Origin of the sequence: Pantoea sp. Taur (assembly GCF_009830025.1) — a bacterium.
Lineage (GTDB): Bacteria > Pseudomonadota > Gammaproteobacteria > Enterobacterales > Enterobacteriaceae > Pantoea > Pantoea communis.
Map to the genome: position 1 here is coordinate 96,355 of NZ_SZZZ01000004.1, position 24,251 is coordinate 120,605.

Annotated in this window: 24 protein-coding genes; 8 read left to right on the top strand and 16 right to left on the bottom strand. The window is 53.5% G+C overall.

Annotation, left to right across the window (positions count from 1 at the left end; all coding sequences use genetic code 11):
- Positions 1–614: 614 nt before the first annotated feature.
- The gene (locus FD744_RS07205) at positions 615–1,898 is read left to right on the top strand and encodes a citrate synthase (protein ID WP_034829145.1); all 1,284 of its coding nucleotides are present in this window, start codon (positions 615–617) and stop codon (positions 1,896–1,898) included.
- 77 nt (positions 1,899–1,975) lie between these two features.
- Here the strand turns inward: FD744_RS07205 and nei are convergent, their stop codons facing one another.
- The 11 genes from nei to FD744_RS07260 all read right to left on the bottom strand — a co-directional run bounded on the left by nei (position 1,976) and on the right by FD744_RS07260 (position 11,209).
- The gene (gene nei / locus FD744_RS07210) at positions 1,976–2,764 is read right to left on the bottom strand and encodes an endonuclease VIII (protein ID WP_097117417.1); all 789 of its coding nucleotides are present in this window, start codon (positions 2,762–2,764) and stop codon (positions 1,976–1,978) included.
- An 11-nt stretch (positions 2,765–2,775) separates the two neighbouring features.
- On the bottom strand, positions 2,776–3,423 hold the full coding sequence (gene pcp / locus FD744_RS07215; RefSeq protein WP_058962137.1) for a pyroglutamyl-peptidase I: 648 nt from the start codon (positions 3,421–3,423) through the stop codon (positions 2,776–2,778).
- Positions 3,424–3,430: 7 nt separating this feature from the next.
- Entirely contained in the window at positions 3,431–4,447 is a 1,017-nt protein-coding gene (locus FD744_RS07220) for a DUF979 domain-containing protein (protein WP_160867862.1), read from the bottom strand.
- Positions 4,447–5,175, bottom strand: coding sequence for a DUF969 domain-containing protein (locus FD744_RS07225; RefSeq protein ID WP_160867863.1), 729 nt, complete (start codon positions 5,173–5,175; stop codon positions 4,447–4,449). Before FD744_RS07225 ends, FD744_RS07220 begins: the two co-directional genes overlap by 1 nt.
- Positions 5,176–5,232: 57 nt before the next feature.
- Positions 5,233–5,970 (bottom strand): 5-oxoprolinase subunit PxpA, encoded by a 738-nt coding sequence (gene pxpA / locus FD744_RS07230; RefSeq protein ID WP_160867864.1) that lies wholly within the window; start codon positions 5,968–5,970, stop codon positions 5,233–5,235.
- Complete coding sequence (gene pxpC / locus FD744_RS07235; protein ID WP_038648230.1) at positions 5,960–6,892, bottom strand: 5-oxoprolinase subunit PxpC; 933 nt, start codon at positions 6,890–6,892, stop codon at positions 5,960–5,962. The genes pxpA and pxpC overlap by 11 nt, the downstream gene beginning before the upstream one ends.
- Complete coding sequence (gene pxpB / locus FD744_RS07240; RefSeq protein WP_160867865.1) at positions 6,886–7,542, bottom strand: 5-oxoprolinase subunit PxpB; 657 nt, start codon at positions 7,540–7,542, stop codon at positions 6,886–6,888. The genes pxpC and pxpB overlap by 7 nt, the downstream gene beginning before the upstream one ends.
- Before the next feature lie 150 nt (positions 7,543–7,692).
- Positions 7,693–8,436, bottom strand: a complete 744-nt coding sequence (locus tag FD744_RS07245) for a type 2 GTP cyclohydrolase I (RefSeq protein ID WP_160867866.1) — start codon at positions 8,434–8,436, stop codon at positions 7,693–7,695.
- A 22-nt stretch (positions 8,437–8,458) separates the two neighbouring features.
- Complete coding sequence (phrB, locus tag FD744_RS07250; RefSeq protein ID WP_160867867.1) at positions 8,459–9,886, bottom strand: deoxyribodipyrimidine photo-lyase; 1,428 nt, start codon at positions 9,884–9,886, stop codon at positions 8,459–8,461.
- Positions 9,887–9,898: 12 nt separating this feature from the next.
- Complete coding sequence (locus FD744_RS07255; RefSeq protein WP_034829125.1) at positions 9,899–10,855, bottom strand: 2-thiouracil desulfurase family protein; 957 nt, start codon at positions 10,853–10,855, stop codon at positions 9,899–9,901.
- Between the two features lie 153 nt (positions 10,856–11,008).
- Positions 11,009–11,209, bottom strand: a complete 201-nt coding sequence (locus FD744_RS07260) for a YbfA family protein (protein ID WP_160867868.1) — start codon at positions 11,207–11,209, stop codon at positions 11,009–11,011.
- A gap of 245 nt (positions 11,210–11,454) precedes the next feature.
- Between FD744_RS07260 and kdpE the strand changes: the two genes are divergently transcribed.
- A complete protein-coding gene (gene kdpE / locus FD744_RS07265; protein WP_034829121.1) occupies positions 11,455–12,129 on the top strand; it encodes a two-component system response regulator KdpE in 675 nt (224 codons plus the stop codon).
- 79 nt (positions 12,130–12,208) lie between these two features.
- On the opposite strand, the gene pgm is transcribed toward kdpE, so the two are convergent.
- A complete protein-coding gene (gene pgm / locus FD744_RS07270) occupies positions 12,209–13,849 on the bottom strand; it encodes a phosphoglucomutase (alpha-D-glucose-1,6-bisphosphate-dependent) (RefSeq protein WP_097117424.1) in 1,641 nt (546 codons plus the stop codon).
- A gap of 25 nt (positions 13,850–13,874) precedes the next feature.
- Positions 13,875–14,420 (bottom strand): replication initiation negative regulator SeqA, encoded by a 546-nt coding sequence (seqA, locus tag FD744_RS07275; RefSeq protein WP_038648252.1) that lies wholly within the window; start codon positions 14,418–14,420, stop codon positions 13,875–13,877.
- A gap of 248 nt (positions 14,421–14,668) precedes the next feature.
- Here seqA and ybfF point away from each other — a divergent pair, with 248 nt between their 5' ends.
- From ybfF to fur, 4 genes are all read left to right on the top strand, one after another.
- A complete protein-coding gene (ybfF, locus tag FD744_RS07280) occupies positions 14,669–15,433 on the top strand; it encodes an esterase (RefSeq protein ID WP_097117425.1) in 765 nt (254 codons plus the stop codon).
- Between the two features lie 168 nt (positions 15,434–15,601).
- Complete coding sequence (gene ybfE, locus FD744_RS07285) at positions 15,602–15,877, top strand: LexA regulated protein (RefSeq protein WP_034829114.1); 276 nt, start codon at positions 15,602–15,604, stop codon at positions 15,875–15,877.
- A 135-nt stretch (positions 15,878–16,012) separates the two neighbouring features.
- Positions 16,013–16,543 carry a flavodoxin FldA gene (gene fldA / locus FD744_RS07290; RefSeq protein ID WP_034829111.1) on the top strand — a complete coding sequence of 177 codons (531 nt, stop codon included), beginning with the start codon at positions 16,013–16,015 and terminating at the stop codon, positions 16,541–16,543.
- Between the two features lie 355 nt (positions 16,544–16,898).
- Positions 16,899–17,348: a ferric iron uptake transcriptional regulator gene (gene fur / locus FD744_RS07295; protein WP_058962149.1), complete on the top strand. Its 450-nt coding sequence runs from the start codon at positions 16,899–16,901 to the stop codon at positions 17,346–17,348.
- A 61-nt stretch (positions 17,349–17,409) separates the two neighbouring features.
- On the opposite strand, the gene FD744_RS07300 is transcribed toward fur, so the two are convergent.
- The 3 genes from FD744_RS07300 to nagE form a co-directional block, all read right to left on the bottom strand.
- A complete protein-coding gene (locus FD744_RS07300) occupies positions 17,410–17,805 on the bottom strand; it encodes a hypothetical protein (RefSeq protein ID WP_038648263.1) in 396 nt (131 codons plus the stop codon).
- 234 nt (positions 17,806–18,039) lie between these two features.
- A complete protein-coding gene (gene glnS, locus FD744_RS07305; RefSeq protein WP_038648266.1) occupies positions 18,040–19,707 on the bottom strand; it encodes a glutamine--tRNA ligase in 1,668 nt (555 codons plus the stop codon).
- 151 nt (positions 19,708–19,858) lie between these two features.
- On the bottom strand, positions 19,859–21,895 hold the full coding sequence (gene nagE, locus FD744_RS07310; protein ID WP_160868001.1) for an N-acetylglucosamine-specific PTS transporter subunit IIBC: 2,037 nt from the start codon (positions 21,893–21,895) through the stop codon (positions 19,859–19,861).
- Between the two features lie 342 nt (positions 21,896–22,237).
- On the opposite strand from nagE, the gene nagB reads away from it, so the two are divergent.
- Both nagB and nagA read left to right on the top strand, forming a co-directional pair.
- A complete protein-coding gene (gene nagB, locus FD744_RS07315) occupies positions 22,238–23,038 on the top strand; it encodes a glucosamine-6-phosphate deaminase (protein ID WP_034829102.1) in 801 nt (266 codons plus the stop codon).
- A 60-nt stretch (positions 23,039–23,098) separates the two neighbouring features.
- Entirely contained in the window at positions 23,099–24,247 is a 1,149-nt protein-coding gene (gene nagA, locus FD744_RS07320; protein WP_160867869.1) for an N-acetylglucosamine-6-phosphate deacetylase, read from the top strand.
- Positions 24,248–24,251: the final 4 nt, after the last annotated feature.

Here is a 24,251-nt window from a genome sequence, read left to right on the forward strand (position 1 = left end):
GCTTCCTCCGGACCTGAGTCGCATCAGAGCACAGCGCGTGTTCAGACTGCAACCGCCACCAAAAAAGCAACATCCAGTGTTAAGTGAAGCGAAAAAAACGCTGGGTGGCTCCTGGTGTCAGGGTATTCCGGAGACCTGGCGGCAGTATAGGAGGATCACATTCTGATTACAATTCCCCTACAATCTCTTTGGTCACATTTAGGCTGAACAGTGATCCGACTCACGAATTTCACAATTCATACATTTTTAATTATCTGATTTGACAAAAGATCAACATTTCAGTTACAAACAAACGCATTAAAGCCCTATGATGCACAAAAGTTATGGGGATACACTTTCCCCTAAGCTCAAGTTATGTAACATTGCCTTTACGAGCAACACAAAGCATCAGGTTATTGGTTACCAAGAAGTTATGTCGTGACAGGATCTTTAACATCCGCGCTGTTCAGCATGTCATGCCCGAACGCCACCGACTGGCCCTAATACATCTCCCTGTAACCCTGCACGACAAACGTTACCGCAGAGTGATACTGTGAAGATTGTGGTTTTATACAACATGAAGGCTATTCTGGTGTCTAAGATCCTTACCTACTAAGGCGCTATGGAGACGAAAAATGACAGATAAAAAAGTGACGCTAACCCTACAAGATAATGCTTCCGTTGAACTGGATGTGATGCAAGGTACGCTGGGACAAGACGTTGTTGATGTCCGCACACTTGGCAATCACGGCCTGTTCACTTTCGATCCCGGTTTCACCTCTACTGCGTCATGCGAATCTAAAATCACTTTTATTGATGGTGATGAAGGCATTCTGTTACACCGCGGCTTCCCGATTTCCGAACTGGCAACCCACTCCAACTACCTCGAAGTGTGTTACATCCTGCTGAATGGAGAAGCTCCGACCCAAGCCCAGTTTGAAGAATTCCGCACCACCGTTACCCGCCACACCATGATCCACGAGCAAATCACCCGACTGTTCCATGGCTTCCGCCGCGACTCGCATCCGATGGCGGTAATGTGTGGTGTCACTGGCGCCCTGGCGGCGTTCTATCACGACTCCTTAGACGTCAACATTGAACGTCACCGTGAAATCGCTGCCTTCCGCCTGCTGTCCAAAATGCCGACCATGGCAGCGATGTGCTACAAATATTCGATTGGCCAGCCGTTCGTTTACCCACGTAACGACCTGTCCTACGCAGGCAACTTCCTGCATATGATGTTCGCCACACCGTGTGAAGAGTACAAAGTGAACCCGGTACTGGAACGCGCCATGGACCGTATTCTGATTCTGCATGCTGATCATGAGCAGAACGCCTCTACCTCAACCGTGCGTACCGCCGGTTCTTCTGGTGCAAACCCATTTGCCTGTATCGCTGCGGGTATCGCTTCACTGTGGGGACCGGCACACGGTGGCGCCAACGAAGCTACCCTGCGTATGCTGGAAGAGATCAGCACCGTTGAGCACATCCCAGAATTCGTACGTCGCGCGAAAGACAAAAACGATTCGTTCCGTCTGATGGGCTTCGGTCACCGTGTTTACAAAAACTATGACCCTCGCGCCACCGTGATGCGTGAAACCTGTCACGAAGTGCTGAATGAGTTGGGTATGAAAGATGACCTGCTGGAAGTGGCGATGGAGCTGGAACATATCGCGCTGAACGACCCGTACTTCATCGAGCGTAAACTCTATCCAAACGTCGATTTCTACTCTGGCATTATTCTGAAAGCGATGGGTATTCCTTCTTCCATGTTTACCGTGATCTTCGCGATGGCGCGTACCGTGGGTTGGATTGCACACTGGAAAGAGATGCACGACGAAGGCATGAAGATTGCGCGTCCACGTCAGCTGTACACCGGTTACACCGAGCGTCCATTTAACTCGGCGCTGAAAAAGTAATCCACAGCTAAATGAGTGTGAAAGAAAGGCTGCCATTTCATTGAGATGGCAGCTTTTTTATTGATCGCATTATGGCGTCAAAACTGACATCCCGGGCACCAGTAAAATGGCCGCGACGATAGCGTGCCCTTCTCAATCAGCGTGCCGCAGCGCCGACATCTCTTGCCCTGGCGATGAAACACCTCAAAGCGAAACGCCGCATCGGCATGGTATTTCTTCATACTGCCGCGCATCTGATACGACAACCGTGGCACCGCCAGCATCGCCTCACTTAATGCATTGAGCTGTGCCTCAGTGAGATCCTGTGCCCGATGCGACGCCAGCAATCCGGCATGCCATAAAATCTCCACACGCAAATAGTTACCCAATCCCGCCAGAAAGGCCTGATCGAGTAACAATCCGCTGAACTGACGGCGACGAAAACGTGGCGATAGCAGCCGCTCACGCACCTCTGCCACCGTTAAAGTGGCATCGAGCACATCAGGCCCCACGCGCTGCAGAAAGGGATGTGCGCCGACGGTATCTGCATTGAGCAGTTCAATATCCGAGGCACTGTAGAGCAGGATGGTCTGTTCGGCGTTTGCCAACCGCACGCGCAACTGCCGCGAAGTGTTGGGTTCAGTGCCGGTCGGCACCACACGCCACACGCCGTACAATTGATTATGGCTATAGAGAATTAAGCCATTCGAAAAATGCGTCAGCAGTGCTTTGCCACGTGTTTCAAAAGCCGTAATGGTTTCACCCATTAGTGCTGGTTCGTAGGTTTTCAATTCAGGAAAGGCAAACCACACATCAGTGAGTGGCCTGCCTTCCATCGCCGCTGCCAGTTGATCCGCCGCACGGCGGATCTCCGGTCCTTCAGGCATAACTTCTCCTGTTAATGCGTCGATCCACCGACCACGCGGATGTCATTTTCAGTGCTCAGCATCACCTGCAACGAGGTTTCCAGCGCCAGGATCACGCTGGCCGTCGCCATACTGGCGACGCCGGGATGGTTCACCGCCTGTTCAGGCATATAGGGGATATGAATAAAGCCCCCGCGCGCCGGACTGTTGGTGGTCTTCAGCCAGTGCAACAGGCTGTACATCACGTGATTACAGGTAAATGTGCCGGCCGTTTGCGATACCGAGGCCGGCACACCCACTTCGCGCAGTGCTGCAACCATCGCTTTAATCGGTAAGGTGGAAAAATAGGCGGCAGGTCCATCCATCACGATGGGCTGGTCGATTGGCTGCTGCTGATCGTTGTCGGGAATACGCGCATCATCCACGTTGATCGCCACACGTTCGACGGTGATATCAACACGCCCACCGGCCTGGCCCACGCACAATACTCGGTCAGGTTGAATCTCATCCAGCGCTTGCGTTAGCACCTTTCCGCAGGTGGCAAACACCACGGGTAGCTGGCGCACCACAATTCGGGCTCCGGCAATCTCTTTACCGTCAAAACTGCGCACCGCTTCCCATGAAGGGTTAATGGTTTCGCCACCGAACGGCTCAAACGCCGTCATCAATACCGTTTTCATTGCGACCTCATAAGAACATCAGGAAGTAGAGCAGGAATACGTTTACCACCAACAGTAGCACACCGGTTGGCACCTGAGCCTTGATCACCCCGTTTCGATCCGGCAACTCCAGTAAGCGCGCGGGTACGATGTTGAAGTTCGCCGCCATCGGCGTCATCAAGGTGCCGCAATAGCCAGAAAACATGCCAATTGCCGCCATGACCGCCGGATTGCCGCCGTGTTGCAGCACCAGAATAGGAATCCCGATGCCAGCCGTCACTATCGGGAAAGCGGCAAACGCATTGCCCATCACCATGGTTAACAGCGCCATGCCAATCGCATACACCGCAACCGCAATCAGGCGATTGTCCACTGCCAGATACTGTTCAGTAAGATGTGAAATCGCAGTGCCGACGCCCGCGCTGGTGAATAACAGACCGAGCGTGGCAAGAATTTGCGGCAGAATAAATGCCCAACCCACCGCATCCAGCAGGCGGCGAGTTTCCTGCATCGACTGCAGCGGTTTTTCATGGGTGATTTGCAGCGCGATGATCCAGCCCAGCACGCAGCCGACCATCATCGAGAACAGGGTCACCAGCGTTGAATGATTACCCGGGCCAAACACAGCATCTTGCAAGCCAGGGATGTTGTTAAACGCCAGAACACCAATCACGGTGACCACCGGAATCGCCAGCGCGGGCAAAAACAGCTTATTACGCAAACGCTGCGCACTTTCGCGCTTCTGCTGATCGCTTCGCTGATGATAGCTGCCGAGACGCACGCCGCCGAAACCGGCAATTAATGCCATCAACACCACCGCAATGCCGACGCCAATGTGCAGCATGCGTTTACCCGCAGCGGCATCGCCTGCCCACTGCCCCATCAGTTGATAAGCACCATCACCAATCAGGAACATCAGGCCATACAGCGCCCAGAATAAACCGGTGGTAAAGCGTCTTGGGTTAGCCGCATCACGCCAGGAGAGAACGGCGACCACCAGCAGGATTACACCTGCCAGCCACATCAGATATTGTTGCTGAAACATTATTTCCCGCCTTTGGCGTGCAACGCCTGCTGATTAATGGCACCCAATTCACGCGCCAGCTGGCGGTCAAGGCGCACCAGTCGCGCCGAATGGATCAGGAAGGCACAGAGTGCGGTGGGAATACCCCACAAGGCGATATGCAGCGGCTCGGTGCTAATGCCTGCCGACTCCTGCATAAAGTTGTGCATGAAGATAATCGCGCCGAATGCGACAAAGATATCTTCACCAAAGAACAGCCCGACGTTATCGGTGGCTGCCGACATGGCGCGCAAGCGATGGCGCACTTCATCGGGCACTTCACTATAGCGGTTTTCTGTGGCGCCTTCTGCCATCGGTGCCAGCAGTGGACGCACCATCTGCGGATGACCTCCGAGGCTGGTTAAACCGAGTGCTGCGGTGATTTCACGCACGAACAGATAGACAATCAGCAAACGGCCCGCCGTCGCGGTTTTGATCTGCGCGATCCAGCTTTGTGCGCGCTCCTTCAAACCGTGGCGCTCCAGCAAACCGATCACGGCCAGCGGCAGCAGCAAAATCAGCGGCAGGTTTCGGGTGTTCAGGAAGCCGGAACCAAGTTTCTCCAGAATATCGGCCAGCGGCAGATGCGCGGCCAGGCCGGTCACAAAACCGGCAACAATCACCACCAGCACCGGGTTAAAGCGCAACACGAATCCCAGAACGATGGCGGCAATGCCGAGTAACGGCCAGAGATTGACCACGTTATCCATGTTTTTCCCCTCATCAGAAATAAAAAGCCCGATACAGATCGGGCGAGTTGTTATTTGTTATGCGCTGGTCACAGTAATTTGATGGTTAGCAAAAGCCGCACGCAACGTGCGCGCAAATTGCAGCGCGTGTGCGCCATCACCATGCAGACACACGGTTTCTGCATTCACCGGCACCCATTCACCGCTGATACTCTGCACCTGACGCTGCTGCACCATAGTGAGCGTTTGCGCCAGCGCCTGCTCGGCTTCTTCAATCATCGCGCCTGGCTGGCTGCGCGGCACCAGTGCGCCGGTTGCCAGATAACCACGGTCGGCGAATACCTCTTCTCGCGTGCGCAAGCCATGATGCGCAGCCGCCTTGATGGAAGCACTGCCCGCCAGACCGACCAGAATCAATGCGGGATCGATCGCCTTCACCGCGCGGGCAATCGCGTCGGCGAGCGTGGCATCCGCCGCCGCCTGGTTGTAAAGCATGCCGTGCGGCTTCACATGCACTAAACGCTCACCTTCACTTTCGGCGATGCTCTTTAATGCACCGATCTGATAGATCATCTGCGCATACACCGTTTCCGGTGGCAGTTGCATCGCGGTGCGACCAAAGTTCTCGCGATCCGGAAAGCTCGGGTGGGCGCCGATCGCCACACCAGAGGCTTTGGCCCAGCGCACCGATTGCAGCATGGTTTGCGCATCACCGGCGTGAAAACCACAGGCGATGTTGGCCGAACTCACCAGCGTCAGCAGTTCCTGATCGCTGGCGCTGCCTTCGCCCAGGTCAGCGTTAAGATCAATCTTCATGCGCAAGCCCCCAGGCAATTTGGTCAAAGGAGCGCTGTTGATGCTGTTTCGCCAACAGCGCTTCTTCCAGTGTGCAATGGATAAAGTGAATCGGTTCACCGAGGCGAATCTGCGCCAGTTGATACAGGTCAGCTTCGATAACACAAGCGATACGCGGATAACCGCCGGTAGTTTGCGCATCGGCCATCAGCACAATCGGTTGGCCATTAGGCGGCACCTGCACCACGCCGGGCACTAACCCATGTGACAACAAATCACGCGTGGCTTTACGCTGCAATTGACGCCCCTGCATGCGGTAACCCATACGATTGCTCTGCGGACTCAGCTTCCACGGGCTGCGCCAGAAACCTTCCTGGGCTTCGCGGGTGAACTCGTTGTACTCCGGGCCCGGTAAGGCGCGAATGCGGTTGCCCCACAACAACTGACGAACGCCCGCTTTGCCTTTGAAGGTGCGGGAGGGTTTGCCCAACGGTAGCTGATCGCCATCCTGCAGCTTACGGCCCTGGAAACCGCCAAAAGCCGCTTTGAGATCGGTACTGTGCGAGCCGAGCATCTCATCAATGGCGAAACCACCATTGACTGCCAGATAGCTACGCATACCGCGCACCGGCATCGCCAGTGATAAGACCTGGCCTTTTTTCACCGGTAAGCGCCAGCCAGTCCACACCGGTTTGCCATCCAGATCGGCATTACAACCTGCCCCAGTGAGTGCAAACCAGCCGTCACGTTTAAATTCCGCTTTAAACTGGCCAAGCACAATCTCTAATACCGCACTCTCTTCCGGGTTGCCCACCAGCATATTGGCGGTGCGCATTGAAGGTTGATCGAGAGCGCCGCTAACGCTGATGCCATATTGCCGCCAGCCGGTACGGCCCTGATCCTGAATCGAGGTCATCAATCCGGCGCGTAGAATGTTTAACATACGCCCTCCTGTTGCGGCACAAAGCGCACGCTGTCACCGGGGCGCAGCAGTGTCGGCGGGTGTTGTAAGGGGTCAAACAGGCTGACGGGCGTATGGCCAATTAGCTGCCAACCGCCAGGTGCGGCCAAGGGATAAATACCGGTCTGACTGCCACCGATGCCTACCGAGCCGCTGGGCACGATGACACGCGGTTCAGCACGCCGCGGCGTGTGCAGACGTTCATCTAAGCCGCCGAGATAGGGAAAACCAGGCTGGAAGCCGATAAAATAGACCACGTAATCAACACTGCTGTGCAGTTCAACCACCTGCTTTGGCGTCATGCTGGCGCCATCTGCCACCACTTGCAGATCGGGGCCACCCGCGCCACCGTACACCACCGGAATCTCCACCCGACGTGATTCAGGGATCTGTTCTTCACTCTCTTCCCACCAGCGCTGAAGACGCTCGATGGCATCCAGTGCATTCAATTGCGGATCGCGCAGTAGCAGCGTCAGGTTATTCATCCCCGGAATCACTTCCTGAACCTGTTCATTGTGCTGCAGGCGCTGGCACAGTCCCCAGATGCGCTGCTGGCTGGCGAGTGAAACGGGGGGTTCCAGCTCCAGTACCACCGCTCGCTCACCCAGTAGATAACAACGTGCTCGTTGCAAAATCCACCTCCCGGTCATGATTAGCGCGGACAAAAAATGTCCACAAATCGCTTTGCTTATAATGAAAGTCAATAAGTTATGCGAAAGTGACAGAGATGTGTCAACAGATTTGCGTCCTTAACGTGGGTTAAGGACGCGGAGAGAGAGAAATCAGGCAGGATTATCGATATCAATAAAGGTCACATCGAGGCCATAGCTCTGCGCCAGCCATTCGCCCAGCGCTTTAATACCGGCGCGCTCGGTGGCATGATGCCCGGCGGCGAAAAAGTGCAGGCCTTGTTCACGTGCGCTGTGAATGGTTTGCTCAGAAACTTCACCGCTGATGAAGGCATCCACGCCAAAAGCGGCCGCGCTATCGATAAAGCCCTGTCCGCCGCCACTGCACCAGGCGACGCGTTTGATCAGTGCCGGGGCATTATCACCACAGTGCAACGGTTTACGACCTAAGCGTTCGGCGATTTTCGCCGCCAGCGCTTCACCGCTCAACGGTTCAGCCAGCTCGCCCCATGGCACTAACGGCTGAATTTCCCCTTTCACTTCAATATCAAACAACTTTGCCAGCTGTGCATTGTTGCCGAGCTGTGGATGTGCATCGAGCGGCAGGTGCCAGCCATACAGGTTGATATCATTGACCAGCAGCGTATGCAGACGCTGGCGTTTCATTCCTTTAATCAGCGGCGATTCGCTCTTCCAGAAATAACCGTGATGGACCAGGATAGCGTCAGCATTGCGCTTGACCGCTTCATCGAGCAGCGCCTGACAGGCGGTCACGCCCGTGATGACAGTTTTCACTTCCGCGCGACCTTCCACCTGCAAACCATTGGGCGCATAGTCACTGAAGGCGCTGGTGTTCAGCTGCTGATTAACAATGTGTTCTAACTCGACATGATTCATTTAGTAGGGCTCCCTGACCGCCTCAGGCCGCGCTGCGCGCGCGCTCGAAGGCGTCTAGTGTCTTTTTACGTGCGTCCTTATGTTCCACGATTGGTGCGGGATAATCGAGTTTCTTATTATTTTTCTTCGCCCAAACCTGTGGTTGATGAATATCACTCTCTGGCACGTCTTTCAGCTCTGGCAGCCACTGACGGATAAATTCGCCTTTTTCGTCAAAGCGTTCCCCCTGAGTCGTAGGATTGAATATGCGAAAGTACGGTGCCGCGTCGGTGCCCGTTGAGGCCGCCCACTGCCAGCCACCGTTGTTGGCCGCCAGATCGCCATCGATCAGTTGCTGCATGAAGTAGCGTTCACCGTCATGCCAGTCGATCAGCAGGTCTTTTACCAGAAAGCTGGCAACAATCATGCGCAGGCGATTGTGCATCCAGCCCAGTGTGTTGAGTTGGCGCATTGCCGCATCGACGATGGGATAGCCGGTTTTGCCCTGCTGCCACGCAGTGAGATGCGCCTCGTTTTTCTGCCAGCTGACGTTGCGCGTCCACTCCACAAACGGCTGGTGCTTGCACAACGCTGGAAAGGCCACCATCAGATGACGGTAAAACTCGCGCCAGATCAGTTCATTAAGCCAGGTAAAGGCTTTACCCTCGTTCAGTGCATCTGGGTGTTCTTTCAGAATACGATGCAAACATTGGCGCGGAGACAGCACCCCAATCGCCAGATAAGGCGATAAGCGGCTGGTGCCATCTAGTGCCGGTAAATCGCGCACGTCGGGATAGTGCTGCACCGATTGTTTGCCGAAATGGCGCAATTGCTTCAGCGCTGCCTCTTCCCCAGCCGGGAACAGCGATGCATCGAAATCTTCCTGCGGATAATCAAAAGCAGGGATTTTCTTACCCGCACTGATCGGCGCATCACGGCGCGCTTTCGGTGCATGATGACACTCCGGTAACCCCTGATGCAGTCGACGGACAAAGGCGCGGCTGAACGGCGTGAAGACTTTAAACATGGTGTGATTGCCGGTCTGCACGCTACCGGGAGGCAATAGCAGGCTGTCATCAAAGCCCTGACAAATTACGCCCTGGGCATCGAGACGCTTTTCGGCGGTCGCATCGCGTTCGCGCTCATTAATTTCATACTGGTAGTTGTAATAAAGCTCATCCACCTGATGCTGGTCGCAAAACGCACTCAGGTAATCCACAGAAGCAGCAAAGTCATCGCACTGATGGTAATGCAACGGAATACCGCGCTCGGCCAGTGAATCTTGCAACGAACACAGATTCTGATGAATAAAAGCCGCCTGCCTCGGTGCCATATGGTGTTGCTGCCACTGTTTAGGCGTGGCAATAAACAGCGCCAGCACCCTCGCATGGCTGTCGCGGCAGGCAGCAGCCAGCGCAGTGTTGTCATTAATGCGCAGATCGTTTCGCAACCAGACTAAGTGGGTGGTCATAATGCTCCGAAATTATTGTCCGTAGCGCAGACGCAGCGCTTCCGGGTAAGGATCAAAGTAACGTTGCTGCGCCAGCCACGGATGCGGATATTCCGCCATATAGTGTTTCAGCATGGTGATAGGAACTAACAACGGCTGGACGCCAGTACGATAACGATCGATTAGCTGCGCCAGTTCCTGGCGCTGTGGTGAGGACAACTGCGGGCGGAAGTAGCCCTGTACATGCATCAGCACATTGGTGTGATTACGGCGCGAAGCCTGGTGGGACATCAAATGCATCAGGCGAATCCGGTATTCATAGGCGTAATCATCCAACGAATCCCACTGCTCCATCGCGGCCACAAAGCGTCCCATCTCGCGATACTCATCCTGCGCATGCGACAGCAGCAGCAACTTGTATCGACTATGGAAGGCGATCAGCTTGTGGCGGGTTAAACCGCTCCGCCACATTTCATTGAACTCATGCAGCGCATACACGCGGCCCATAAAGTTTTCGCGGATAGCATCATCATGTAAACGGCCATCTTCCTCTAAAGGCAGCCATGGCATCTCTTTTTGCAGAAAGGCAGTGAATACGCCGGTGCCCGCTTTGCGATTGTCATTGGTATCGGGCTGATAGACGCGCACGCGCTCAAGACCGCAGCTGGGTGATTTTGCGCAGAGAATATAGCCGCAAAGGTGATGCAGCGATTTCACACGATCGGCCGACCAGCGTTCCATCTCATCGGTCACCTCTTGCCCGCCATCTTTACTGAAACAAAGATGGATTTGATCATCCGACTCTTTGACCAGACGCAGTGCGGGACGCGGCGTGGGCAAGCCAATTGCCATTTCCGGACACACCGGTTCAAAGCGGATAAAGGGAGTCAGTTCTTCAGTTGCAAAAGCGAAACGCTTGTGGCCACCGTCAAAACGGACCTTATCCCCGAGCAGGCAAGCACTAATACCGACAGGAATTTTTTCGCTCATACTTGTACAACCTCCAAAATCTTGTAGAGGTTTAAGTGTAGCTGAAACGGCGAGGGTTAACAGCGGGTAACCTGGGAATAGAGATAAAGTTTAGAATAAAAAAACCCGGCGCTTGATTGAAGCTGCCGGGTTTTAAAGGAGTCGTTGAAACGCTTACCAGTGGATGCTGCCTATCGCTTCTGTCTGCGCCAGCCAGACTGGCTTGGTGCTGGTCTTACACCAGACGCGGTGCAGATAGCTATAGAAACGGGCACGATCCTGGTGGAACAGCATGACGGGCAAGGCAAGTATGCCGACCAATACCGCCAGAAAACGGCGCAACACGATTTTATAGAGTGGATATGCCTGATACATGATTGCCTCCTGGGGTAATTTTTGCGTTGAAATGTGATCTGCCTCAGATATTACGCCTGGTTGTGTAATTTTACTACTCATCCGACCACTAATTTTGGTCTTTTTTTGTGCTTTACGGCTTAAGCTGAAAGTAAGTTACATAATTGTAAAAATATGGATATTGCACCGTTACAAACATCATGACGGACGCGGTGACCAATTCTTGATAAAGTGCCGTGTTAACTTTACCTGTGGCAGGAGTCAGCGTGACGACCATCTTGATTGTTGAAGATGAAAAAGAGATTCGCCGTTTCGTGCGCCTGGCGCTGGAAAGCGAAGGTCTGAAAATTGTGGAAGCGGAGCAATTACAGCGCGGGCTGATTGAAGCAGCGACACGAAAGCCGGATTTAGTGATCCTCGATCTTGGGCTGCCGGATGGTGACGGCAACGACTTTATCCGCGAAGTACGCCAGTGGAGCAGTATGCCGGTGATCGTACTGTCTGCACGCAGTGATGAGCAGGACAAAATCGATGCGCTGGATGCCGGTGCCGATGACTATCTGACTAAGCCGTTTGGTATTGGCGAGTTGCTGGCCCGCGTGCGCGTGGCGTTACGTCGCCACCAAAGCAGCCAGCCTGAACCGATCGTGAAATTTGGTGAAGTGAGTGTCGATCTGGCTGCGCGCCGCGTGCTGCGTAATGAACAGGAAATTCACCTGACGCCCACCGAGTTTCGCCTGCTGAGTTTGTTGCTGAACAATGCCGGAAAAGTGCTGACGCAGCGTCAGTTGCTGAATCAGGTGTGGGGGCCGAATGCGGTGGAGCACAGCCACTATCTGCGCATTTATATGGGACATCTTCGTCAGAAGCTGGAAAGCAATCCCACCCAACCCAGCCATCTGCTGACCGAAACCGGTATCGGCTATCGGTTTATGCCATAAAAAAACGACCCATGTTGTCACGTGGGTCGTTCCATGGAAAACGCGTGAAAAGGCGCACATAGCGCGCCTCGACGTTTAATTACGCGTTTTTCAGCACTTCGCTAACAATCTCTACCGCTTCTTTCTCGATCTGCTGGCGATGCTCAGCACCAAGGAAGCTTTCACAGTAGATTTTGTAAGCGTCTTCGGTGCCTGACGGACGCGCAGCAAACCAGCCGTTTTCGGTCATCACTTTCAGACCACCGATTGATGCGCCGTTACCCGGTGCAGCGGTCAGACGTGCAGTAATCGGATCGCCCGCCAGCGTGTCAGCACTCACCATTTCCGGTGACAGCTTAGACAGTGCCGCTTTTTGCGCTGAGGTCGCCGGCGCCTGCAGACGGTTATAGCTTGGCGCGCCGAAGCGTGCTGCCAGTTCGTCATAGTGCTGCTGCGGGTTCTTGCCGGTCACCGCAGTGATTTCGGCTGCCAGCAGGCACAGGATGATGCCGTCTTTATCGGTTGACCAGGCTGAGCCATCGAAGCGCAGGAAGGAAGCACCCGCGCTCTCTTCTCCGCCGAAACCGAAGCTGCCATCAAACAGGCCATCAACAAACCATTTGAAACCAACCGGCACTTCAACCAGCTTGCGACCAATGTCATTGACCACACGGTCAATCATTGCGCTGGAGACCAGGGTTTTACCCACAGCCACATCTTTGCCCCACTGCGGGCGATGCTGGAACAGGTAATTGATGGCCACGGCCAGATAATGGTTCGGGTTCATCAGGCCCGCAGGCGTGACGATGCCGTGACGGTCGTAATCCGGGTCGTTACCGAACGCCAGATCGAACTTATCTTTGTACGCCAGCAGACCCGCCATCGCGCACTCAGACGAACAGTCCATACGCACCACGCCATCTTTATCCAGATGCATGAAACGGAAGGTCTGATCGACCGCATCATTAACAATGGTCAGATCCAACTTATAGTGCTCAGCAATACGCTGCCAGTAAGCGATACCGGAGCCACCTAATGGATCAACGCCGATTTTCAGGCCCGCTTTCTGGATTGCCGGGAAGTCAATGACTTCAGCCAGACCTTCAACATAGGGCTGAATCAGATCCTGCTCAACGATATGGCCGCTTGCCCAGGCCTGATCCAGCGGCAGACGCTTCACGTCTTTCAGCTCGCCTTTGATCAGCTGGTTGGCACGGTCTTCGACCACTTTGGTGACGTTGGTATCAGCCGGACCGCCGTTTGGCGGGTTGTACTTGATGCCACCATCTTCTGGCGGGTTGTGTGAAGGCGTGATGACGATACCGTCCGCCTGCGCGCCACCGCGTTTGTTGTGTTCCAGAATGGCGTTGGAGATCGCCGGCGTTGGCGTGTAGCCATTATCCTGCTGCACGATCACATCTACACCGTTCGCCGCCAGCACTTCCAGCACCGACAGAATCGCCGGCTCAGACAGTGCGTGAGTATCTTTACCCACGTAGCACGGACCGGTGATGCCATTCTTTTTGCGCTCTTCTGCGATGGCTTGCGCAATCGCCAGAATGTGCACTTCATTGAAGCTTTGGCGTCCCGCGCTGCCGCGGTGGCCAGAAGTGCCAAATTTCACCGCATGGTCCGGGTTAGCCGTATCGGGCTTCAGGACGTAATACTGCGAGGTTAATTGTGCAACGTTAATCAAATCGCTCTGCTGGGCAGGCTGCCCGGCACGGGGGTGATTGGCCATTGGCGCTTCTCCCTGACGCTTCAGTTTAAATGGTGCCGCGAACTTTCTCTGTCAGTTCCTGAGGGAACTGCATCGCCAGCATGATGTGTTCCACCATGCTGCATTTGCGGCCTGTATTGGTATTGGTGATCACCCAGTACGGTGTGCCGGGAACGTGCTTCGGCTTAGTATGGGTGCCATTTTGCAGCAGTGTGTGCTCGTCACCCGCAAAATAGACGCGAGTGCGGCCCTGCAGCGAGGCAGTCGCATCAGCAAAGGCTGCTGGATCAAGACGATAGAGCGTTGACAGTACCAGCATAAAGCGATTAACCGCCTTATTCTGCTCAGCATACTCATCAGAGAGCAGCAGTTCACGCACGGCGCGTACGCGATCCTGAGGACGCGCTTCGCTGCGCACTGGCTGCGCTTCCTTGACCGAAGCCGAAGCCGCAGCGACAGGTGCAGTCGGTGCGGTCTGGCCCGCGGTAAACTTCAGCATGCGGCGCAAAATATCGGAGGCGCTTTCACCAATGTGCTGCGTGTGGCTGGCAATATAACGGTAGAGTTCTTCGTCAACTTCAATCGTTTTCATCTTATTCCGTACAATTCTGGCAAATGACAGAACCACGCATTATTGCAACGGCCTTAGCAAAATCGAGCTGTGCAAAACGTGAGCGGGCTCTAACATAAGGATTATAAAGTTAAATCCGTGGCAGCCGATAGCGCTGGCGTCGTTTCAGGGCAAAAGTCGGAATATGCCCTAATGCCTGGCCGGCTGGCTCCTGGACAGGTGAATCCATGATACCCTAAGCCAAGGTCACAACCGTAAGAACTTTAGCCATGATTTTGAACGCCCGTCTGCAAACTGAACAATCTCCCCCTGAAGCGTCCCCGATTCTGTTAATTCATGGCCTGTTTGGCAGCCTGGATAACCTTGGCGTGCTGGCACGCGGCGTACGGGATGCTCGCCCCACGCTACAAGTGGACGTACGCAACCATGGTTTATCTGAGCGCAGTGAGGTGATGAATTATCACGCCATGGCGCAAGATATCGTGGAGACGCTGGATGCACACCAGATTGAACGCGCTGGCGTGATAGGCCACTCGATGGGCGGTAAGATCGCCATGGCATTGAGCGCAGTGGCCCCCGAACGTATTGAGAAGATGGTGCTGATCGATATCGCGCCCGTGGATTACCAAACCCGCCGCCACGATGAAATCTTTGCCGGTATTCGCGCCGTCACCGCCGCGGGTGTAACGCGTCGTAGCGAAGCGGCCGAGGTGATGCGTCAACATGTCACTGAAGAGGGGGTAATTCAGTTTATCCTCAAGTCCTTTGTCGAGGGCGAGTGGCGCTTTAACGTGCCGGTGCTGTGGGACAACTACACCACGATTTCTGGCTGGGAAGAAGTTCCCGCCTGGCCACATCCCGCCTTGTTTATCCGCGGTGGCGATTCTCCTTACCTCGACAATCAGCACCGCGATGCACTGCTGCGCCAGTTCCCGCAGGCACACGCACACGTGATTAGCGGGGCCGGTCATTGGGTACATGCTGAAAAACCTGATGCGGTTTTGCGCGCAGTTCGTCGCTTTTTTAACCTGTAAAAGCAAAAGCTTGCCGTATGCGGTTTAGGGTTGGCGTCGCGGATGGCGCTGGAGTATGATGTCGCGCTAAAAATTTGCCGCGGATGATTTTTTCGCCGCGGTCGGGCCGATAATGTATAAATCGCGCAGCGCCTTTCCGCCGTTCGCGCCCACTCAGTTTCACAAATCATGGCAAAAGAACAGACAGACCGTACCACGCTTGATCTTTTTGCAGACGAGCGGCGTCCTGGTCGACCCAAAACCAGCCTGCTGACACGTGACGAACAGTTGCGTATCAACAAACGCAACCAGCTCAAGCGCGATAAAGTGCGAGGGCTGCGTCGTGTTGAGCTGAAAATGTCCAGCGAAGCGGTTGACGCCCTGAACACGCTGGCCGAGCAACAAAACATCAGCCGCAGCGAATTGATTGAACAAATGCTGCTGGCGCAACTCAAACTGTCTTAGCGCGCTGACCGCACGCAGGAACACAAAGTTCAGGCTTTACTCGTTCCGCCCTTTTCAACGGTCTGCTATCATTCGCTAACATGTGCAGTCAATTGACTTACTTTCACAATCAGGCTTTAAGAGGTTACTTAACCCATGGCAATCGTAGGCATTTTCTTCGGCAGCGATACCGGCAACACTGAAAACATTGCAAAAATGATCCAGAAACAACTGGGTAAAGATGTCGCCGAAGTGCATGACATTGCTAAGAGCACTAAAGAAGATCTCGCAGCGTTCGACATCCTGCTGCTGGGCATTCCTACCTGGTATTACGGCGAAGCACAGTGTGACTGGGATGACTTCTTCCCTACGCTGGAAGAGATCGACTTTAATGGCAAACTGGTGGCGCTGTTTGGTTGTGGCGACCAGGAAGACTACGCAGAATATTTCTGTGATGCGATGGGCACGATTCGCGACATCATTGAGCCAAATGGCGCGGTGATTGTGGGCCACTGGCCGACTGAGGGCTATCATTTTGAAGCCTCAAAAGGTCTGGCCGATGACAAACACTTCCTCGGCCTGGCGATTGACGAAGACCGTCAACCTGAGCTGACCAATGAACGTGTTGATGCCTGGGTGAAACAGATCTTTGATGAGCTGCAGTTAAAAGAGATCATCGAAGCCTGATGCCTCGCCTCCCCAATGTGAGCGCTGGCTCACATTGGGACAAAGGAATTTCCTATAAAAATAATAGCTACGGTTTTTTAACTTTTCCCCGCAAATCTGTAGAATACCCGCAATGGTCATCCGCTTATTCCTCTGATTGTTGACTGAGGCTGAGTGAAATGGAAACCCAAATCACACCGTTCCGCGCTGACGTAGGCGATGTTTATCCTTACGACTTTTGTTGATTTGCGCGATACCCCGGTTTTCATTTCACTGCTTGAGTTCTATAATGAGACGCAAATGAGAATACGCGTGACCTAAACATTCAAGGCCCCTGCGCCGTAAGTGACATGCAAAGTAACAGGACAATATCCGAATGACTGACAACAACTCCGCATTGAAGAAGGCTGGCCTGAAAGTCACTCTGCCAAGATTGAAAATTTTGGAAGTGCTTCAGGGACCGGGCCCCGAGTCCCATCACGTCAGTGCGGAAGATTTGTATAAGCGCCTGATCGATATGGGCGAAGAGATTGGCCTGGCAACGGTATATCGCGTTCTTAACCAGTTTGATGACGCGGGTATCGTCACCCGTCATAACTTCGAAGGCGGCAAATCCGTATTCGAACTAACTCAGCAGCATCACCATGACCACTTGATCTGCCTGGATTGTGGCAAAGTGATCGAATTCAGCGATGAATCAATCGAAACGCGTCAGCGTGAGATTGCCACTCGCCATGGCATCAAACTCAGTAACCACAGCCTTTACTTGTACGGCCACTGTGCACTGGGAGACTGCCGCGAAGACGAGACGCTCCACGATAAGTAATTGAGTGTGCTATGCAATATAAAAAAACCGGTGCTGGTCACCGGTTTTTTTATGCCTGTTATCAAGCGATAAAGGTCTCGTGGAGGTAGCGCCAGCGAGGAATGGTGGTGCTGCAATCCAGCACAGCCAAAGAGATGCGCGTTTGATGGGTGCCGTTCAACATCTGCAGTTCACGATACTGAATCGTCACTTCCTGGCTCTGTTGAGAAATGATGGCATGCTCACTGGTGGCAATGCGCAGCCCTTCCCGCTGACCGTGCAGTTTGCGAAACAGCACTTCGGTCTCATTCAGATCCAGCTGCTTACCCAGCGGCGTCACCATTTTGAAATCCGGGTGAAAGTGTGACAAAAGCAGTTCCATGCTGTCATCACTGCCTTCTACCTGGTTAAAAACACGTTCAATAAGCTGATGTAATACCACCACACTATGCTTAGCTTCCAGGGCGAGACTTGTCATTTTTTTTCCTTTGATAACCCGCAGAGCTCTATTTAGAGCGCATAGCCTACCTGAAATACAATTTTTCACACTCGCAAATGGGTTAATTTTGCTAAAGTCAGAATTGTCGCAAAATAGACAACAAGCTCAGCTTGCCGCCTTCAGCATAATTGGTTGCCCGTGGCGAATTACAGGCAATAAAAAAGGGCGATTGCTCGCCCTTTCATGATCATATTGTGCTATCGACGAAAGATATTACTCGCCAATCTTCGCGAAGGTATCGCGCAGTCCAACCGTGCGGTTAAACACCAATTTACCCGGCTGTGAGTAGACGCTATCGGCACAGAAATAACCTTCACGTTCAAACTGATAAGCTGCGGTAGTGGCCGCTTCACGCAAACCAGACTCCACGAAGCCCTGTTTGATCTCCAGCGAGTTCGGGTTAATGGTGGTGAGGAAATCCTCAGCCGCCGCGGGGTTTGGCACGCTGAACAGACGGTCGTAAAGACGGAACTCAGCTGGCAGTCCATGAATGGCGGAAACCCAGTGGATCACACCTTTCACTTTGCGACCATCCGCCGGATCCTTGCTCAGGGTGTCAACATCACAAGTGGCATAGATGCAGGTAATGTTACCCTCTTCGTCTTTCGCCACACGCTCAGCACGAATCACATAAGCATTGCGCAGACGCACTTCTTTGCCCAGAACCAAACGTTTGTACTGTTTGTTGGCTTCTTCACGGAAGTCAGCGCGATCGATCCACACTTCACGGCTGAACGACACTTCACGCGTGCCCATCTCCGGCTTGTTTGGATGATTAGGCATGGTCAGCGTTTCTTCGTGGCCGGCGGGCAGGTTTTCGATCACCACTTTCAACGGGTCAAGTACCGCCATCGCGCGTGGTGCGTTCTCATTGAGATCGTCACGAATACAGGATTCCAGCGACGCCATCTCAACGATATTGTCCTGTTTTGTCACGCCGATGCGGCGGCAGAATTCACGAATCGAGGCCGCGCTGTAACCGCGACGGCGCAGACCTGAAACGGTCAGCATGCGGGGATCATCCCAGCCTTCCACCACTTTCTCGGTGACCAACTGCGTCAGCTTGCGCTTCGACATCACCGCGTATTCCAGATTCAGCCGCGAGAATTCGTACTGGCGCGGATGCTGCGGAATGGTGATGTTGTCCAGCACCCAATCGTAGAGGCGACGGTTGTCCTGGAACTCCAGGGTACACAGTGAGTGGGTAATGCCTTCGATCGCATCCGAAATGCAGTGCGTGAAGTCGTACATCGGGTAGATGCACCACTTGCTGCCGGTCTGATGGTGATCGGCAAACTTAATACGGTACAGCACCGGATCGCGCATCACGATAAAGCTGGATGCCATGTCGATTTTAGCACGCAGACAAGCTTTACCTTCCTCGAAACCGCCATCACGCATTTTCTGGAACAGCGCGAGGTTCTCTTCCACGCTGCGGTCGCGGTACGGGCTGTTTTTACCCGGCGCAGTCAGGGTGCCGCGATATTCACGGATCTCTTCCGCAGACAACTCATCAACGTAAGCCAGACCTTTATTGATCAGCTCAACGGCGTAGTTAAACAGTTGGTCGAAATAGTCTGAGGAGTAACGAATGTTGCCGCTCCACTCAAAGCCCAGCCATTGCACGTCACGCTTGATGGATTCAACGAACTCCAGGTCTTCTTTCACCGGGTTAGTATCGTCAAAACGCAGGTTGCACTGTCCTTGATAATCTTGGGCGATACCAAAGTTCAGGCAGATAGATTTCGCATGGCCAATATGCAGATAACCATTGGGCTCAGGCGGGAAACGGGTATGCACACTGCTGTGCTTACCGCTCGCCAAATCTTCGTCGATGATCTGACGAATAAAGTTCGTTGGGCGGGCTTCAGCCTCACTCATCTCAAAATCCTCAAAACAATAGCGGGTGATTTGTACCACGAAGTAACGGAGTATGATCCACAAAGCGCAGGAGGGAAACAACCGTTTGTTGGTCGTTTTAAAACAAAAAAGGCAGGAATTGCTTCCTGCCTTCTGGCTAAATCACAAGGACTTAGTTTTTCACTTCATACAACGGTGTCACACCTGCAACCACTGAACCGCTGGCCAGCAGATTCAGTCCGGCGAAATCATCGCTGTTGCTGACCACCACCGGGCTAATCATTGAGCGCGCGTTGGCGTTGAGGAAGTCCAGATCCATCTCCAGAATCGGCTGACCGGCAGTGACGGTTGCTCCCTCTTCTACCAGACGTGTGAAGCCTTTTCCTTCCAGCGCCACGGTGTCCAGGCCCATGTGCACCACGATCTCAACGCCGTTAGCGGCTTCCAGACAGAACGCATGGTTGGTGTTGAAGATTTTCACCACGGTACCGGCAATGGGTGCCACCACGGTTTTGTCGGTTGGTTTGATTGCCAGACCATCGCCCACCGCTTTGCTGGCGAACGCCTCATCCGGCACCGCGTCGAGCGCGACAATCTCACCGGTCACCGGTGCCACCAGCGTAGCAATCACCGCTTTTCCAGTGTTCAGCACAGCCTGGGGTTTAGTCGCGACCGGCGCAGCGGCAGCAGGAGCGGCAGCAGGAGCGGAAGCCGCAGCAACCGGGCCTTTGCTCAATACCGTTTTCATAGCGGAGGCAATGCTTTCAGCCTGAGTGCCGACAATCACCTGCACGCTCTGCTTGTTCAAACGAATCACACCAGACGCACCCAAACGTTTCGCCACGCCTTCATTCACCTGGGCTGAGTCTTTGACGTTCAGACGCAGACGAGTAATGCAGGCATCGATGTTGGTCAGGTTGTCTGAACCGCCGATGGCGGCAATGTAACGACGTGCCAGTGATTCGGTCTGGCTTTCACCGTTACCGCTGTGATCAACGTTGACGTCGTAGCCGTCAGTTTCATCGCCCGCAGACAATTCACGACCCGGCGTCATCAGGTTGAATTTCTGAATAGTGAAACGGAACACCACATAGTAGATGGCGAAGAACACCAGACCTTGTGGAATCAGCATCCACCAATTCACCGCCAGCGGGTTACGCGTTGACAACACCATATCCACCAAACCGGCACTGAAGCCGAAGCCTGCAATCCAGTGCATGCTCGCAGCAATAAATACCGAGATACCAGTCAATACGGCATGGATCACATACAACACCGGTGCCACGAACATGAAGGAGAATTCCAGCGGTTCAGTGATCCCCGTGAAGAAGGCCGCGAAGGCCGCAGCCAGCATAATACCGCCGACTTTCGCGCGGTTTTCTGGACGTGCGCAGTGGAAGATAGCCAATGCTGCACCCGGCAAGCCAAACATCATGATCGGGAAGAAGCCCGCCTGATAGCGACCGGTGATGCCCGGGATACCCGTGCCATTCGCGATTGATTGTGCACCGCCAAGGAACTTGGGAATATCGTTAATGCCTGCCACGTCAAACCAGAATACGGAGTTCAGTGCGTGATGCAGACCGACCGGAATCAGCAAGCGGTTAAAGAAGGCGTACACGCCTGCGCCCACCGAGCCCATTTTCTGAATGTGCTCACCGAAGTTCACCAGGCCGCCGAAGATGATTGGCCAGATGTACATCAGGATAAACGCCACAACGATCATCAGGAATGAGACAAGGATCGGCACCAAACGGCGCCCGCTGAAGAACGACAGCGCTTTGGGCAACTCAACATGGCTAAAGCGGTTATACACTTCAGCGGAGAGAATACCGACCAGAATACCCACGAACTGGTTGTTGATCTTGCCGAAGGCAGCAGGCACCTGATCGACCGGAATCTTCTGAATCATCGCTACTGCGGCAGGTGAACAGAGTGTCGTCACCACCAGGAAGCCCACGAAGCCGGTTAACGCGGCCGCACCATCTTTATCTTTGGACATACCGTAAGCCACACCGATGGCAAACAGCACTGACATATTTTCGATAATGGCAGAACCGGACTTGATCAGCAGAGCGGCCAGCGCATTGCCTGCACCCCAGCTGTCTGGATCAATCCAATACCCTACCCCCATCAAGATTGCCGCTGCCGGCAGTGTCGCTACCGGCACCATAAGCGCGCGGCCGACCTTTTGCAGATATCCTAAAATACTCACCTTTTTCTCCCCCTATGAGACTGGCGTTTGCCGTAGCGCGGGTTGATTTTATTATCCCTACGCTCGGTACCTTGATGACATCTTTCACCACGAGGCGCAGTGTAAAGATAAATTAATTCGCCTCGCAAATTAAAACCACAGTAACTGTGACTTTAATCACCATAATGGACGTTTATCACTGCGAAATGCTAGCCACCACCACAAACTTATTTTATGATGAAAAATATCAGGTCGCACTTTTCCCTGCTGGTTACGCTTAAACCGATTACGCTTAATGGCAGCAACCTAAACCAGCATCGGCGACAACATTTTCCTAATCTTAATTGAGGTGAAGACATGAGACTGATCCCTTTGGCCACACCGACCCAGGTGGGTAAATGGGCTGCACGCCACATTGTTAACCGCATTAATGCGTTTAAGCCTAGCGCAGAACGTCCCTTCGTGCTGGGCTTGCCAACCGGTGGTACGCCACTGGAAGCTTACAAGCACCTGATTGATATGCACAAAGCGGGCCAGGTTAGTTTCAAGCATGTGGTGACGTTCAATATGGACGAATACGTGGGCCTGCCAAAAGAGCATCCGGAAAGCTACCACAGCTTCATGTACCGCAACTTTTTCGATCACGTTGATATCCAACCAGAAAATATCAATCTTCTGAATGGCAATGCGCCAGATATTGACGCAGAATGTCGCCAGTACGAAGAGAAGATTCGCTCTTACGGTAAAATTAATCTGTTTATGGGCGGCGTAGGCAACGACGGACACATTGCCTTTAATGAGCCGGCTTCTTCACTCTCTTCCCGCACCCGCATTAAAACCCTGACGCACGATACCCGTATCGCTAACTCGCGCTTCTTTAATGGTGATGTGGATCAGGTGCCAAAATACGCCCTGACCGTAGGTGTGGGCACGTTGCTGGATGCTGAAGAAGTGATGATTCTGGTGACGGGTCATCTGAAAGCGCAGGCGTTGCAGGCTGCCGTAGAAGGTAACGTTAACCACATGTGGACCATCAGCTGTCTGCAGCTGCATGCGAAATCTGTGGTGGTGTGTGACGAACCGGCCACCATGGAACTGAAAGTGAAAACCGTGAAATATTTCCGCGAAATGGAAGCGGAAAATATGAAAGGTGTGTGAGAACACGTTGTGAAAAACCTGCTGCCTAAAGGCGGCAGGCTTAGCCGGGAGAGAAAAACGATGTACGCATTAGTGAACGGCCGGATTTTTACCGGTCATGAAATTCTGGACAATCATGCAGTGGTGATTGCAGATGGCCTGATTGAGCGCGTGTGCCCACGAGATGCGCTTGATGCAACGATGACACAGCAGGATGTGGCTGGTGCGTTTATCGCTCCCGGATTTATTGATTTGCAGTTAAACGGCTGCGGCGGCGTGCAGTTTAACGATGATATCGATGCGCTGAGCGTGGAAACGCTGGAAATCATGCAGCGTGCCAACGAAAAATCAGGCTGCACCAGCTATCTGCCAACGCTGATCACCAGCACCAATGCTTTGATGAAGCGTGCCGTCGAAACCATGCGCGCCTATCTGGCCAAACACCCTAATCAGGCGTTAGGTCTGCACCTGGAAGGTCCATGGCTGAACAAAGCCAAAAAAGGTACCCATAATCCAGATTTGATTCGTCTGCCCGATGCGGAGATGGTCGATTTTCTTTGCGCCAACGCAGACGTGATCACCAAAGTGACGCTGGCGCCAGAAAATGCCGGTGCCGAGGTGATTGGCAAGCTGCGCAATGCCGGCATTATTGTTTCTGCGGGCCATTCAAACGCCACTTATGAAGAAGCCAAAGCGGGCTTTAGTGCGGGTGTCTCTTTTGCCACTCACCTTTATAATGCCATGCCAACCTTTGCAGGGCGTGAACCTGGTCTGATCGGTGCGCTGTTTGATTCACCTGATGTATACTGCGGCATCATTGCGGATGGTTTACATGTCCACTACGCTAACGTGCGTAATGCAAAGCGCATCAAAGGTGACAAGCTGGTGTTGGTAACGGATGCGACCGCACCCGCTGGCGCGTCAATTGATAAATTCATTTTTGCAGGCAAAACAATATACTATCGCGACGGCCTTTGCGTTGACGGAAACGGTACCTTAAGCGGTTCTGCGCTCACCATGATTGAAGCGGTGCAAAACAGCGTAGAACATTGCGGTATCGCGCTGGATGAAGCTTTGCGCATGGCAACGCTCTACCCGGCCCAGGCAATGGGTGTGGAAAAACAGCTGGGTTCAGTGACAGCAGGAAAAGTCGCTAACCTCACTGTCTTTACCCGCGATTATCAAATCACTAAGACGTTAGTCAATGGAGACGACGTCCTCAGCGAGTAAGTAC